13 protein-coding genes are annotated in these 12,839 nt (G+C 64.4%); 11 read left to right on the top strand and 2 right to left on the bottom strand.

Features of this window, described 5'->3' with window-relative positions:
* Positions 1-58: 58 nt before the first annotated feature.
* From gudD to PNAP_RS05640, 5 genes are all read left to right on the top strand, one after another.
* Positions 59-1,393, top strand: a complete 1,335-nt coding sequence (gene gudD, locus PNAP_RS05660) for a glucarate dehydratase (RefSeq protein ID WP_011800540.1) — start codon at positions 59-61, stop codon at positions 1,391-1,393.
* 89 nt (positions 1,394-1,482) lie between these two features.
* The gene (locus tag PNAP_RS05655; RefSeq protein WP_011800539.1) at positions 1,483-2,178 is read left to right on the top strand and encodes a TetR/AcrR family transcriptional regulator; all 696 of its coding nucleotides are present in this window, start codon (positions 1,483-1,485) and stop codon (positions 2,176-2,178) included.
* 139 nt (positions 2,179-2,317) lie between these two features.
* Positions 2,318-3,007 (top strand): protein-L-isoaspartate O-methyltransferase family protein, encoded by a 690-nt coding sequence (locus PNAP_RS05650; protein ID WP_011800538.1) that lies wholly within the window; start codon positions 2,318-2,320, stop codon positions 3,005-3,007.
* A 28-nt stretch (positions 3,008-3,035) separates the two neighbouring features.
* Positions 3,036-3,401 carry a rhodanese-like domain-containing protein gene (locus tag PNAP_RS05645; RefSeq protein ID WP_011800537.1) on the top strand — a complete coding sequence of 122 codons (366 nt, stop codon included), beginning with the start codon at positions 3,036-3,038 and terminating at the stop codon, positions 3,399-3,401.
* Between the two features lie 59 nt (positions 3,402-3,460).
* Positions 3,461-4,813 carry a TolC family outer membrane protein gene (locus PNAP_RS05640; protein ID WP_011800536.1) on the top strand — a complete coding sequence of 451 codons (1,353 nt, stop codon included), beginning with the start codon at positions 3,461-3,463 and terminating at the stop codon, positions 4,811-4,813.
* A 119-nt stretch (positions 4,814-4,932) separates the two neighbouring features.
* Here PNAP_RS05640 and PNAP_RS05635 read toward each other — a convergent pair whose 3' ends face one another.
* Positions 4,933-5,445 carry a tellurite resistance TerB family protein gene (locus PNAP_RS05635; protein ID WP_011800535.1) on the bottom strand — a complete coding sequence of 171 codons (513 nt, stop codon included), beginning with the start codon at positions 5,443-5,445 and terminating at the stop codon, positions 4,933-4,935.
* A 170-nt stretch (positions 5,446-5,615) separates the two neighbouring features.
* Positions 5,616-6,536: a LysR family transcriptional regulator gene (locus tag PNAP_RS05630; protein WP_011800534.1), complete on the bottom strand. Its 921-nt coding sequence runs from the start codon at positions 6,534-6,536 to the stop codon at positions 5,616-5,618.
* Positions 6,537-6,688: 152 nt separating this feature from the next.
* Here PNAP_RS05630 and PNAP_RS05625 point away from each other — a divergent pair, with 152 nt between their 5' ends.
* From PNAP_RS05625 to fahA, 6 genes are read left to right on the top strand one after another with little or no spacing between them, the layout of a single operon-like run.
* Positions 6,689-7,663, top strand: a complete 975-nt coding sequence (locus PNAP_RS05625) for a hydroxymethylglutaryl-CoA lyase (protein WP_011800533.1) — start codon at positions 6,689-6,691, stop codon at positions 7,661-7,663.
* A gap of 34 nt (positions 7,664-7,697) precedes the next feature.
* Positions 7,698-8,858 (top strand): CaiB/BaiF CoA transferase family protein, encoded by a 1,161-nt coding sequence (locus PNAP_RS05620; RefSeq protein WP_011800532.1) that lies wholly within the window; start codon positions 7,698-7,700, stop codon positions 8,856-8,858.
* Positions 8,859-8,908: 50 nt separating this feature from the next.
* A complete protein-coding gene (locus PNAP_RS05615) occupies positions 8,909-9,901 on the top strand; it encodes a tripartite tricarboxylate transporter substrate binding protein (RefSeq protein ID WP_011800531.1) in 993 nt (330 codons plus the stop codon).
* Between the two features lie 28 nt (positions 9,902-9,929).
* Positions 9,930-11,012, top strand: coding sequence for a 4-hydroxyphenylpyruvate dioxygenase (gene hppD / locus PNAP_RS05610; protein ID WP_011800530.1), 1,083 nt, complete (start codon positions 9,930-9,932; stop codon positions 11,010-11,012).
* Complete coding sequence (locus PNAP_RS05605; protein ID WP_011800529.1) at positions 11,009-11,548, top strand: VOC family protein; 540 nt, start codon at positions 11,009-11,011, stop codon at positions 11,546-11,548. Before hppD ends, PNAP_RS05605 begins: the two co-directional genes overlap by 4 nt.
* Positions 11,545-12,819, top strand: a complete 1,275-nt coding sequence (fahA, locus tag PNAP_RS05600; RefSeq protein ID WP_011800528.1) for a fumarylacetoacetase — start codon at positions 11,545-11,547, stop codon at positions 12,817-12,819. Before PNAP_RS05605 ends, fahA begins: the two co-directional genes overlap by 4 nt.
* The last annotated feature ends 20 nt before the right edge of the window (positions 12,820-12,839 follow it).

Here is a 12,839-nt window from a genome sequence, read left to right as displayed (position 1 = left end):
TTTTGCCGACTGCACTTGCAATGTGGATGCCTTTTTCCACCCTTTTCACCAAACGCCCATGCCAACCCATTCCACACCGCTGATCACCGACCTGCAAGTGATCCCCGTCGCCGGCCGCGACTCGATGCTGCTCAACCTGAGCGGCGCGCACGGCCCGTTTTTCACGCGCAACCTGCTGATCCTCACCGACAACGCCGGGCGCACCGGCGTGGGCGAGGTGCCGGGCGGCGAGAAAATCCGCCAGACGCTCGAAGATGCCCGTGCGCTGGTCGTCGGCCAGCCAATTGGCGACCACCAGCGCGTGCTGCAGCAGATGCACCAGCAGTTTGCCGACCGCGACAGCGGCGGGCGCGGCCTGCAGACGTTTGATTTGCGCACCACCATCCATGCCGTGACCGCCGTCGAGTCGGCGCTGCTCGACCTGCTGGGCCAGCACCTGGGCGTGCCGGTGGCGGCCTTGCTCGGCGAAGGCCAGCAGCGGGGCGCGGTCGAGATGCTCGGCTACCTGTTCTTTGTCGGCGACCGCACCCAGACCGGCCTGGCCTACAACAGCGAGCCCGGTGCCGACAACGCCTGGTCGCGCGTCCGCCACGAAACGGCCTTGACCCCCGAGGCCGTCGTGCGCCAGGCCGAGGCCGCGCACGAGCGCTATGGCTTCAACGACTTCAAGCTCAAGGGCGGCGTGCTGCGCGGCGAGGAAGAAATCGACGCTGTCACCGCCTTGCACGAGCGCTTCCCGCAGGCGCGCGTCACGCTCGACCCGAACGGCGGCTGGCTGCTCAAGGACGCGATTCGCCTGATGCGGGACATGAAAAACGTCGTCGCCTACGCCGAAGACCCGTGCGGCGCCGAAGACGGCTTCTCGGGCCGCGAGGTGATGGCCGAGTTCCGCCGCGCCACCGGGCTGCCGACCGCCACCAACATGATCGCCACCGACTGGCGCCAGCTGACGCACGCGCTGGCGCTGCAGTCGGTCGATATTCCACTGGCCGACCCGCATTTCTGGACCATGGCCGGCTCGGTGCGCGTGGCGCAGACCTGCCGCGACTGGGGGCTGACCTGGGGATCGCACTCAAACAACCACTTCGATGTGTCGCTGGCGATGTTCACCCATGTCGCCGCTGCCGCGCCGGGCCGCGTCACGGCCATCGACACGCACTGGATCTGGCAGGACGGCCAGCGCCTGACGAAGGAGCCGCTGCAGATCGTCGGCGGACTGGTGGCGGTTCCCAAAAAGCCGGGGCTTGGCGTCGAGCTGGACATGGCCGAGGTCGAGAAAGCCCATCAGCTCTACAAGCAGCACGGCCTGGGTTCGCGCGACGATGCCGTTGCCATGCAGTGCCTGATTCCGAACTGGACCTTCAACCCGAAACGTCCGGCATTTGACAGGTAGAACCGGCAGCCGCACGCCTGGCAGCCAGGCACCCGCAGTTGACGGGGTAAAGGCAAAAAGCTATATTACTAACCAGCTAGTCAGTAATTATGCCAAACACCCCCTCCTCCAACGACAACACTCCAGCCACCGCCACCAGGCGCGAGCGCCGCAAGGAAGCCCGTCCGGGCGAATTGATCGACGCGGCGCTCAACCTTTTTGTTGAAAAAGGCTTTGCCGCCACCCGCGTCGAGGAAGTCGCGGCGCGCGCCGGCGTGTCCAAGGGCACGCTGTTTTTGTACTTTCCCAGCAAGGACGAGCTGTTCAAGGCCGTGGTGCGTGAAAACATCTCGGGCCGGTTTGTCGAGTGGAACAGCGAGTTCGAGGGCTTCGAGGGCAGCACCGGCGACATGCTGGGCTACTGCATGAATTCCTGGTGGGAGCGGGTCGGCGCGACAAAAGCCTCGGGGCTGGCCAAGCTGATGATGAGCGAAGCCGGCAATTTTCCGGAAATCTCCGCCTTCTATCAGCAAGAAGTCATCCAGCCCGGCCATACGCTGATTCGCCGCATTTTGCAGCGCGGCATGGATCGCGGTGAATTTCGCAGCCTGGACCTGGACTATGCGGTGTACAGCGTGGTGGCGCCGATGATGTTCATGATCCTGTCCCGGCACTCGATGGGCGTTTGCGTTCCGAACAATGTCGAGCTGGACCCCAAAAGATACATTGCCTCGCAGTTGGGCGTCATCCTGAACGGCTTGGGCCTTCGGCCCGGCGATGCCCGGCCAGATGCAAGGAAGGCCTGAGTTCAGTGACGGGCGCCAAGCCGCCGCGCCAGCAAGAAGCGCTGATCCGAGTCAGGTTGCCAGCCGGCACGCCGTCTAAAATCCGGCCTTGCGCTCTTTCTCGCCTCCTTCACTCACATCGCCCAACCACAGGTCATCCATGAACTACGAACAAGCCCGATTCAACATGATTGAGCAGCAAATCCGCCCCTGGGAAGTGCTGGACAACCAGGTCCTTTCCCTGCTCGCGGTGATGCGGCGCGAAGACTTCGTGCCGCCGGCCTGCAAGGCGCTGGCCTTCACCGACATGGAAATCCCGCTGCCGCCGCACAAAAACCCCGGCCAGTGCATGCTCGCGCCCCGCGTCGAAGCCCGCATCCTGCAAGACCTGGCCGTGCAAAAGCATGAAAAAGTGCTGGAAATCGGCACCGGCTCCGGTTTCATGGCCGCCCTGCTCGCGCACCGCGCCCAGCAGGTCATCACCCTGGAAATCGAGCCTGAACTGGCCGAAACCGCGCGCCGCAACCTGCAAAAAGCCGGCATCTACAACGCCGAAGTGCGCCAGGCCGACGGCGCGGCCAACCTGGCCGAAGCCGTGTCCGGCAACGGCCCGCTGCGCGGCCCTTTCGACGTGATCGTGCTCAGCGGCTCGGTCGCCGAAGTGCCCGCCGCGCTGCTCGACCAGCTCAAGGTCGGCGGCCGGCTCAGCGCCATCGTCGGCGACGAGCCCATGATGCGCGCCACGCTGATCACCCGCGTCGGCAAGGACTCATTCCGCACTACCCAGGCCTGGGACACGGTGGCGCCCCGGCTGCTCAATTTCCCCGCGCCGTCGAAATTCACTTTCTGAATCCCTGAACCACACCAAGGCCCGCCTGATGATTCCCCAACTCAATCCTTCCGCCTTTGCCGCCTGGCGCGACCAGGCCAAAGAAGGGCTTGCGCCCACCGCCCTTCCGGTCGTGCTCGATGTGCGCGAGCCGTGGGAAGTGCAGACCGCCTCGGTCAGGGAAGACGGCTTTCGGCTGCTGGCCCTTCCGATGCGCGAGATTCCGGCCCGCGTGGCCGAGCTTCGGGACACGCTCGGCGCCGACCACCCGATAGCCTGCCTGTGCCACCACGGCATGCGCAGCCTGCAGGTAGCCAACTATCTGGCGCAAAGCGGTTTTGGCGAAGTCGTCAACCTGCAGGGCGGCATTGATGCCTGGTCGCAGCGGGTTGATCCGTCGGTGGCGCGCTATTGAGATTTCCACTGGCTGACCGGTTCATTTTTTAACTCATCCAACCTCTGCAAGACTTCCCAATGAACCTGCCTAGAAAACTGTCGGCGCCCCGCATGTCGATGTTGTCCGTTTCGGCGGCATTCACGCTGGCAGCGCTGGCGCCCCTGGCGCAAGCCCAGAGTCTGGTGGAGTTGTATGAATCGGCGCGGGCTTTTGATGCGACCTACCAGTCGGCCAAGCTGCAATACGACGCCAACCTGGCCCGCGCCGACCAGGCCAGGGCCGGCATTTTGCCCACCGCCGGGCTGTCGGCCGGGGCCTCGCGCGTTGGCGTTGACACCACCACGACGCCTGCCGTCAACACCAGCTTCAACACCCAGAACGCCACGCTCAGCGCCAGCCAGCCTTTGTACCGGCCCGGCAACTGGGCCACCTACGAGCAGGGCTTCAAGCAGGTGGACCTGGCCCGAGCCCAGCTCGAATCGGCGTCGCAAGACCTGATCGTGCGCACCAGCCAGGCTTACTTCGACGTGCTGGCCGCGCAGGACACGCTGGCTTTTGTGCGGGCGCAAAAAGAAGCGGTGAACGAGCAGCTGGCGTTTGCCAAGCGCAATTTCGAGGTCGGCACCTCCACCATCACCGACACCCGCGAAGCCCAGGCGCGCTTTGACCTGGTGACGGCCCAGGAAATCGCCGCCGAGAACGACTTGCGCGTCAAGAAGATTGCCCTTGACCAGCTCGTCGGCATCACCGAATCCCAGCCCCGGCCCCTGCTGGCTCCGGCCAGCCTGCCGCCCGTGGTGCCGGCCGACGTGGCGACCTGGGTGCGGCAGTCCGAACTGGTGAACCCCGCCATTCGCCAGGCCCAGAGCAACGCAGAGATTGCCGACCTGGAAATCAAAAAAGCCGAAGCCGGCCACAAGCCGACACTGGACGTGACCGCCAGCTACAACGTCACCAAAAACCCGTCCAACACGGCGCAGGCCGGCATTTCCTCGCGCGCCAACACCAGCAACATCGGCCTGCTGCTCAATGTGCCGCTGTTCGCCGGCTTCTCGACGCAAAACCGCATCCGCGAAACGCTGTCGCTGCGCGACAAGGCGCTGAGCGACCTCGAAGGCACGCGGCGCAGCGTGGCGCAAAACGTGCGCACCGCCTACTTCGGCGTGCAGTCGGGCCAGGGACAGGTCAAGGCGCTGGAAGCGGCCGAGCTGTCCAGCCAGAGCGCGCTCGACGCCAACAAGCTGGGCTACCAGGTCGGCGTGCGCATCAACATCGACGTGCTGAACGCCCAAAGCCAGCTGTTCCAGACCAAGCGCGACCTGGCGCAGGCGCGCTACAACGTACTGCTGGGCGGGCTGCGGTTAAGGCAGGCCAGCGGCACGTTGACAGCTGAGGATTTGCAGCAGGTGAATGGGTTGCTGGCGAGGTAGCGACACATAATCGCTTCCGGCTTTCCAAACAGGAAAAAGCCGGGGGCTTGGCCCCGGCCTCCTTGTGCACGAACAGCCCCGGGTGCCGGGGATCGTGCACGGCCTGTTGAAGCGCTTGATCAGGTTGGCATCGAGATCTTGACCTGGTAGGCCGGGTCGTTTTTCGGGTGGCTCTGGTTGGTGAACACGGAGCGGTCGTTTTTCAGCACGATCACTTCAAAGAAGGGACGGAAACGCTCTTCAGCAATGCCAAAGGCCTGCAGGAATTTACCGAACAGCTGTTGTTCCTCAGGCTCAGGGGTGCCATCGGCCAGCGAGGAGTCGATCAGGTTCACCAGCATGCACATCTTCTGGGCATCGCTCAGGAGCGGCGCGGCTTCCTTGAGGAAGGTGTCGATGGAGTTTTTGCGGCGGTACTTGACCGCGTTGTCCAGCAGCGCCTGGTTTTGCGCGCCCACCCCAATAGTGCCGTTGCCCTGGTCCTTGCCGCCGAGCACGGACAGCAGGTGGCCGATTTCCTCGTTGTCGATTTCGCCGTCGGCGGACATCATGTACATCAAGCTGGTAGCGAACGCCAGGTGAGGCGTCATTTTGTCGCCCGAATCGCCTTTGAACATGTCAAACAAACCCATCTCATTCTCCTTAAGGGAATTACACAAAAACAGTGGCGGTCAGCAGCGGTGAAACTGTCTGATTTTCATTCTAGCTTTGGGAATTTAAGCCCGACTTTGTCCTTGTGATGTCCATGGACTAAAACAGCGCGGGCAGGCACGACGGCTTCTTGGTGAACTGCAGTCCTGCCTTACGGGTGCCAGGCCTGAGATTTCCTCCCCGCCTCGGCCAAGTGCCCGGCCAGCAGTTTTGCGGCGGCAGACAACGAACGCTCATCCTGAAAGCAGATGGCGAAGCGGCGCTGCGCCCAGGCATCCGTCAGCGGAATGATGCGCAGATTGAAGGCGGCTGCCAGCGGTTGCGCGACTTCCCTGGGCACCACGCTGATGCCCAGCCCCGAGCGCACCACGCGCAAGGCGGCTTCAAAAGTCGAGACTTCGGCCCGGTAGCGAATCGACTGCCCGGTGGCGGCGGCCGCCCGGGCCAGCATCAGCTGGACGGCGCTGGCGGCGGGCAGCGCCACATGGTCGAACTCGAAGGAATCGACAAACGCCATGTCTGTCCGCCCGGCCAGCGCATGCCCTTCGTGCGTCACGATGGCCAGGTGGTCGTGGCGGTAGGGCAAGGTCTGCAGGCCCGACAGATCGGCCGCGTCCCAGCACACGCCCAGCGACACGCTGCCTTCGCGTAGCGCACGCACCACGTCGCGGCTGAACTGCTCCTGCACATTGACGCGGATCGCGTGGTGCGCCGGGTGCTTCAAGAATTCGGCAATGTCATCGGGCAAGAACTCGGCCACCGAGGACGTGGTGGCCATCAGCCGCACGAGGCCGGAAGTGCCCGAGGTGTAGGCGTTCATGTCGTCCGTGATGCGCCGGGCGGCGCCCAGCAGGCCGCGCGCATGCTCGCGCAAGGTTTCTCCGGCGGCCGTGGGTTCGACGCCGCGCCGGATGCGCTTGAGCAGGCGGCATCCCAGATCCTGTTCCAGCTGGGCCAGCCGCTTGCTGATGGCCGAAGGCACGATGTTTTCACGCTCGCCCACGCGCGCGATGCTGCGCGAGTCGCACACGGCCACGAACAACCGCAAAGTGGTCAGGTCCAGGTCTTTCATCAAAAACTCCTCAAGCATGGTTTCATGGACGTCACTATAAACATTCCATAAAAGAACTTTATCGCTTCCAAAATACCACTTTCTACGATTTCAGGAACTTTTAAACTTCAGGCCAGTACTTCTTCAACCGCAGTCCATTCAATCCATACACCATGAATTCCTCGCAAGCTGTTTCTTCTCGCTCACCCGGTTCACGCGGACTGCCAGCGAAGGCGATCATCCGCGAAGTGGGCTTGCGCGATGGCCTGCAAAGCATTGCGACCGTCCTTCCGACAGCGCAGAAACAGGAATGGATTCTTGACGCCTACGCCTGCGGCCAGCGCGAGATCGAAGTCGGCTCCTTTGTTCCGCCCAAGCTGCTGCCGCAACTGGCCGACACCGCCGAAGTATTGGCTTATGCCAGGACGCTGCCCGGCCTGTTCGCCTCGGTGCTGGTGCCCAACCTGAAAGGCGCGGAACGGGCCATCGAAGGCGGCGCTGACCTGATGATCCTGCCGCTGTCGGCCAGCCATGCGCACAGCCTGGCCAATTTGCGCAAGACGCCCGATGAAGTCGTCGCCGAGCTGGGCCGCATCCGCGCGGCGCGCGATGCGGCAGGCAGCAAAACCCTGATCGAAGGCGGCGTGGGCACGGCCTGGGGCTGCACGCTGCAGGGCAATGTTCCCGTCTCCGAAGTGCTGCGGCTGCTGCAAGCCCTGCTCGATGCGGGCGCCGACCGGGTCAGCCTGGCCGACACGGTGGGCTACGCCAATCCCTACGCGGTCAGCACGCTGGTCGAGCAGGCGCTCAAGATTGCCGGAGACAGGTTTTGCTGCGGCCACTTCCACGACACGCGCGGCCTGGCGCTGGCCAATGCGGCGGCGGCCCTGCAGTTGGGCGTGAGTCGCTTTGACGCGTCGCTGGCAGGCATCGGCGGCTGCCCGCATGCGCCCGGTGCCAGCGGCAACGCCTCGACCGAAGACCTGGCGTTCATGTTAGAGGCCATGGGTGTCGATACCGGGCTTGACATCAACGCCCTGCTGGCGCTGCGCGCCAAGGTCGCGGGCTGGCTGGCCGGCGAGGCCACGCACGGCGCGATGTGGCGCGCGGGCCTGCCCAACAACTTCAAGCCGGCTGCGGCCCGCTGAGTCTTTACTTCAACACATCCTGGAGACACAAGCCATGAAAAACACCCCAGCTACCGGACTGCCCCTGGAAGGCGTTCGCGTCATCGAATTCACCCACATGGTCATGGGTCCGGCCTGCGGCATGATCCTGGCCGACCTGGGCGCCGAGGTCATCAAGATCGAGCCGCCCGGCGGCGACAAGACGCGCAGCCTGCCGGGCCTGGGCATCGGCTTTTTCCGCAGCTTCAACCGCAACAAGAAAAGCGTGGTGCTCGACATCACGACCGAAGAAGGCCAGCAAACCGCCAGGGCCCTGATCGCCCAGTGCGACGTGCTGCTGGAGAACTTTCGCCCCGGCCTGATGGCCAGGCTCGGCCTGGACTACGACAGCCTCAAAGCCGCCAACCCGCGCCTGATCTACGTCAGCCACAAGGGCTTTTTGCCCGGCCCCTATGAAAAGCGCCTGGCGCTCGACGAGGTGGTTCAGATGATGGGCGGCCTGTCCTACATGACCGGCCCCGAAGGCCGGCCGCTGCGCGCGGGCACCTCGGTCAACGACATCATGGGCGGCATGTTCGGCGCCATCGGCGTGCTGGCCGCGCTGCGCGAGCGCGACAAGACAGGCGCCGGCCAGGAAATCCAGAGCGCGCTGTTCGAGAACTGCGTTTTCCTGAGCGCCCAGCACATGCAGCAGTTCCAGATGACCGGCGAGCCGCCGCCGCCCATGCCGTCGCGCGTGTCAGCCTGGAGCGTGTACGACGTGTTCACGCTGGCCGAAGGCGAGCAGCTGTTCATCGGCGCGGTCAACGACAAGCAGTGGCTGACCCTGTGCCGGGTGCTTGATTGCCCCGAACTGGTTGCAGACCCGGGCTTGCAGACCAATGCCCAGCGCGTCGCGGTGCGCCCGGAACTGCTGGCCAGGCTGGGGGAAATCCTCAGGCACCGCGAGGCCGGCGAGCTGTCCCTCAAGTTAGAAGCCGCCGGCATTCCCTACGCGCCCATCATGCGGCCCGACCAGCTGGTGAATGACCCGCACCTCAAGGCCAGCGGCGGCCTGGCCCCCATGCAACTCGAAGATGGCGGCATGACCGACGTGGTCTTGCTGCCGTTGACGCTGGGCGGGCGCCGTCCCGGGGTGCGCCAGCCGCTGGCCCGCGTGGGCGAGCACACCGAGGAAGTCCTTGGCGCACTGCAGCAACACGCGCCAGCCCAGTAAGCCCCATTGCAAGAGCGTTATTCAAAGCCTATAAACCGGAGACAAGCCCCATGAAAACATCCCATTCTTTTCCCCTCACCCGCCGCGCCGCGCTGACGTTGGCCGCTGGCGCTTGCGCCGCAGCCGTTATTCCTGCCTGGGCGCAAAGCGATAAGGCCATCCGCGTCATCCTGCCCGTGGGCGCGGGCTCGGGCGTGGACACCATCGTGCGGGCGGCCGTGCCGTCGCTGACCAAGGCGCTGGGCGGACAAGGCGTCGTGATCGACAACCTGCCCGGCGCGGGCGGCATCACCGGGTCGTCGGCGCTGGCCAAGGCAGCGCCCGACGGCCTGACGATTGGCGTGGTGGCCAACACCCATGTCATCAACCCCAGCGTCTATAAAAAGATTCCTTACGACACGCTGGGCGACTTCACGCCGATTTCGGTGATTGGCGCCACTCCCTTCGTGCTGGTGGTGAATCCGTCCAAAGTGGCCGCCACCAACGTGAAGGAACTGGTTACGCTGCTCAAGGCCAGGCCCGACACCTACAACTACGCCTCGGCGGGCAATGGCACGGTGATTCACCTGGCCGGCGAAATGTTCGTCGATGAGGCCAAGGTGACCATGCGCCACATTCCCTACAAAAGCACGGGCGCCATGGTCACCGACCTGATCGGCGGGCAGGTCGAAATCGGCGTGGTATCCCTGCCGGCGGTGCAGGCGCACCTCAAAAGCGGCGCCTTGCGCGCCATCGGCCTGTGCGGCAAGACCCGCAGCCCTGCGGCGCCGGACATTCCCACCATTGCCGAGCAAGGCCTGCCCAACTACGAGATCGAAGGCTGGTTTGCCGTAGTCGGGCCGGCCAGACTACCGCCCGCGCAGGTCAAGCGCATCCATGACGCCTTCGCCCTGGCCTACGACACGCCGGAAACCAAAGCCGCCATGGCCAGGCAGGGCAACATCATCCACCCCGGCACGCCCGAGGCGGCCGCGCTGTATTTCCGCAGCGAGATGGCGCGCTACGCGGCCCTGGCGAAAAAAGCCGGCATTTCGCTCGATTAACCCTTCTTTTGAAAAAGGAAAATTTGAAATGGCAGATTTGTTTGACAACCCGATGGGCCTGATGGGTTTTGAATTCGTCGAGTTCGCCTCGCCCACGCCCGGCGTGCTCGAACCCGTGTTCGAACGCATGGGCTTCACCCTGGTGGCCCGGCACCGCTCCAAGGACGTGGTGCTGTACCGCCAGGGCGACATCAACTTCATCGTCAACCGCGAACCCAAAAGCGTCGCCGGCTACTTTGCCGCCGAGCACGGCCCGAGCGCCTGCGGCATGGCGTTTCGCGTCAAGGATGCGCACCTTGCCTACAACCGCGCGCTCGAACTCGGCGCGCAGCCGATTGACATTCCAACCGGGCCGATGGAGTTGCGCCTGCCCGCCATCAAGGGCATAGGCGGCGCGCCGCTGTACCTGATTGACCGCTTCGAGGACGGCAAGTCGATCTACGACATCGACTTTGTGTTTCTTGATGGCGTGGACCGGCATCCGCCCGGCCATGGCCTCAAGCTCATCGACCACCTGACGCACAACGTGTACCGGGGCCGCATGGCGTTCTGGGGCGGCTTTTACGAAAAGCTGTTCAACTTCCGCGAGATCCGCTACTTTGACATCCAGGGCGAATACACCGGCCTGACGTCGCGCGCCATGACCGCGCCCGACGGCAAGATCCGCATTCCGCTGAACGAGGAATCCAAGCAGGGCGGCGGCCAGATCGAGGAGTTCCTGCTCAAGTTCAACGGCGAAGGCATCCAGCACATCGCGCTGATCTGCGACGACCTGCTGGCCACCGTGGACAAGCTGCAGCTGGCCGGCGTGCCGCTGATGACGGCGCCCAGCGACAGCTACTACGAGATGATCGACGCCCGCCTGCCGGGCCACGGCCAGCCGGTGGCCGAATTGCAGACGCGCGGCATCTTGCTCGACGGCAGCACCGAAGGCGGCACGCCGCGCCTGCTGCTGCAGATCTTCTCGCAGCCGCAGCTCGGGCCGGTGTTCTTCGAGTTCATCCAGAGGAAGGGCGACGAAGGTTTTGGCGAGGGCAACTTCAAGGCGCTGTTCGAGTCGCTCGAGCGCGACCAGATCGAGCGCGGCGCGCTGAGCGTGGAGGCTGCATGAAAATCGACCGCATTCACCACGTCGCCTACCGCTGCAAGGACGCCAAGGAAACCGTGCTCTGGTACCAGAAAATGCTCAACATGGACTTCGTGCTGGCCATTGCCGAAGACCGGGTGCCTTCCACCAAGGCGCCCGACCCGTACATGCACATCTTCATGGACGCCGGCCAGGGCAACGTGCTGGCATTTTTCGAGTTGCCGACGCAGCCGCCCATGGGCCGCGACCCGAACACGCCCGACTGGGTGCAGCACATCGCCTTTCGGGTCAAGGACCGGGCGGAGCTGCTGGAGTTCAAGGCGCACCTGGAGGCCAACGGCGTCAATGTGCTGGGCGTGACCGACCACGGCGCCTTCCATTCGATCTATTTCTTTGACCCGAACGGCCACCGCCTGGAACTGGCCTGCCCCGACCCCGAGGAAGAAGCCATGATCAAGCGGCTGGATGCCGTGAAGTGGGACATGCTCGAAGACTGGTCTAGAACGAAGCGCGCGCCCGCCCATGCGGCCTTCTTGCACCAGCGCGAATTCAAGTCATGAGCCCCGCCATCGACGGCACCCACGATGCGGCGCTGCAAAGCTGGGTCGAATCGGCCAACGATCCGGCCAGCGACTTCCCGATCCAGAACCTGCCGTTTGGCCGCTTTCGCGGTGAAGATGACGCCGACTGGCATGTCGGCGTCGCCATTGGCGACCAGGTGCTGGACCTGCACGCGGCCCGGCTGATCGCTAGCCGCGACATGAACCGGCTCATGCGCCTGCCGCCCGAGACCCGGCACATCTTGCGCCAGACCATCTCGCAAGGCCTGCGCGCAGGCAGCGCCCAGCAAAAAACCTTCCAGGCCGCGCTGCGCGCCCAGTCAAAAGTCGAACTCGGCCTGCCCTGCCAGATCGGCGACTACACCGATTTCTACACCAGCGTGCACCACGCCACCACCATCGGCAAGCAGCTGCGCCCCGACAACCCGCTGCTGCCCAACTACAAGTGGCTGCCCATCGGCTACCACGGACGGGCTTCGAGCATCATTCCCAGCGGCCAGGGCTTTCACCGGCCCAAGGGGCAGACGAAAGCGCCCGGCCAGGACGCGCCGACCTTTGGCCCCTGCCGCCGACTGGATTACGAGCTGGAGCTGGGCATGCTGATTGCACGCCCCAACGTATTGGGCGAGCCCATCGCCATGGCGGATGCGGAGTCGCACGTCTTCGGCGTCAGCCTATTCAACGACTGGAGCGCCCGCGACATCCAGGCCTGGGAATACCAGCCGCTCGGGCCGTTTTTGTCGAAGAACTTCGCCAGCACGCTCTCGCCCTGGATGGTGACGCTCGATGCGCTGGCGCCGTTTCGCGCGCCCTTCACCCGGCCAGAAGGCGACCCTGAACCGCTCGAATACCTTGATTCGCCCGCCAACCGGGCGCAAGGCGCTATCAATATTGAACTGGAGGTGTGGCTGCAGACCGCCCGGATGCGGCAAGCCGGCCATGCGGGCGAGCGCATTTCGCAGTCCAACTACCGCGACGCCTACTGGACCATGGCGCAGCTGGTGGCGCACCACACCGTCAACGGCTGCAACCTGCGCGCCGGCGACCTGTTCGGTTCGGGCACGCTGTCGGGGCCAAAGCCGGAGCAAGGCGGCTCGCTGATGGAACTGAGCGCGGGCGGCAAGCAGCCCCTGGCCCTGTCCAATGGCGAAACCCGCAGCTGGCTCGAAGACGGCGACAGCGTCATCCTGCGCGGCTACTGCCAGCAGGACGGCTTCAGGCGCATCGGCTTTGGCGAATGCCGGGGATTGGTACTCGCTGCCACTGTGTGACAAGAAAAACGAAGGAGAAC

This window comes from Polaromonas naphthalenivorans CJ2, assembly GCF_000015505.1.
Taxonomy (GTDB): Bacteria; Pseudomonadota; Gammaproteobacteria; order Burkholderiales; family Burkholderiaceae_C; genus Polaromonas; species Polaromonas naphthalenivorans.
This window is presented reverse-complemented; position numbering and strand designations above follow the sequence as displayed.